The organism is Uniformispora flossi (assembly GCF_049534875.1).
Taxonomy (GTDB): domain Bacteria; phylum Actinomycetota; class Actinomycetes; order Streptomycetales; family Streptomycetaceae; genus Yinghuangia; species Yinghuangia aomiensis.
The window spans coordinates 1-1,190 of record NZ_JBMULZ010000054.1 but is presented as its reverse complement, the minus strand read 5'-3'; the positions used below and the strand labels follow the sequence as shown (position 1 = coordinate 1,190).

3 protein-coding genes are annotated in these 1,190 nt (G+C 43.1%); all 3 read left to right on the top strand.

Annotated features, from left to right (window positions below; all coding sequences use genetic code 11):
* A partial coding sequence (locus ACPA54_RS39020) for a hypothetical protein (protein ID WP_423537294.1) occupies positions 1–335 on the top strand: 335 nt, incomplete at its 5' end.
* A 340-nt stretch (positions 336–675) separates the two neighbouring features.
* On the top strand, positions 676–972 hold the full coding sequence (locus tag ACPA54_RS39015) for a hypothetical protein (protein ID WP_063336321.1): 297 nt from the start codon (positions 676–678) through the stop codon (positions 970–972).
* A partial coding sequence (locus tag ACPA54_RS39010; protein WP_423537292.1) for a hypothetical protein occupies positions 959–1,190 on the top strand: 232 nt, incomplete at its 3' end. The genes ACPA54_RS39015 and ACPA54_RS39010, both read left to right, overlap by 14 nt.

Below are 1,190 nucleotides of genomic sequence, written 5' to 3'. Positions count from 1 at the left end.
GTCTTTTGTTTTTCACGCTGGCGCTCACAGCCATATGGATTATTCTTGATGACTTTTATGGCGGCAAACACCTGTCAAAGATGGCACAGAAAATGACGCCTGACATTTCTACACCGATGGACGTTGTAAAAGATGGTTGGGAATCTACAAAAGAAACCGTCGACGAAGCCGGAAAGACAGCGAAAAAGGCAGTTGAAAAAGCGACAGGATACGACACGTATAAAAAGTATCAAAAGATGAAGCCGGAGCAGAAAAAGAAAGTCAAAAAAGCCGCTAAAGACAGTTTCATAGATGGGTTTTGGAACGGTCTTAAACGCGGTTTTGGCTTGAAGTAAAGGGGTGATTCTATGCAAGAGTTTACAAAGTCTATGCGGTTTATTATCACCTTTCTCTTTTTCGTTATCCTGCTGGGTATGTTCACAAATGAAAAAATAACGTACACGTTCTTGGTACTTGTTCTCGCAAGTATGGCAGTCCTGAACGTTGACAAGGTAAAACAAATCATGGGAGGTCTTGTGGATGGTTAACAAGTTTTTTGACGTGATTGCGGGTATCGGGATTCTCATTGGTATTTATCTGTTCCTGAAAAATGCCAAGTCTACGACTTCCATTATCAGCACAATCGCGAGCAATTCAATTTCAGGCATCAAAGTATTACAAGGGAGGTAAGGCGGCATGATGGAAGGCTATCACCTTCAAAACCGGGTTCATGCGCTTCAGGAGCTTTCACGTCCAGTGGAGCTACCTGACGCGCAGCTAGGTATTGGAGACGCTGAAGAATTACGCCCAACACATGCCAACTTCATTTACCCGATGGTTCCGAAAGAAGCATTGATCGACAAAGTAACAAACATGAGTATTGAGAAAGCGACAGTCGATCTAAACGGAAATCAGGTAGATGAAGAAAACTTCCCTAAGAATCATTATTTCGGTGATCCGATAGGAGGCTTATATTGGTATGGCGGAATTTGAACAAGTCGGTCATGAATCCGGGGGTCATTCCCCGGGTAAAAAGAAATTCCAATTAAACAAAAAGAATATTGTCATTATCGGGTCGGTTGCAATTGGGGTCTTTCTATTAGTCTCCCTTGTGACGCGTGGGCGTCCTGCTGAGGAAGAACAGTACGTGACTTCTGAAGCATTAGAGGGTGATTACTTGGATGGCAATCCTATGAATTCAAGCTTGGTTC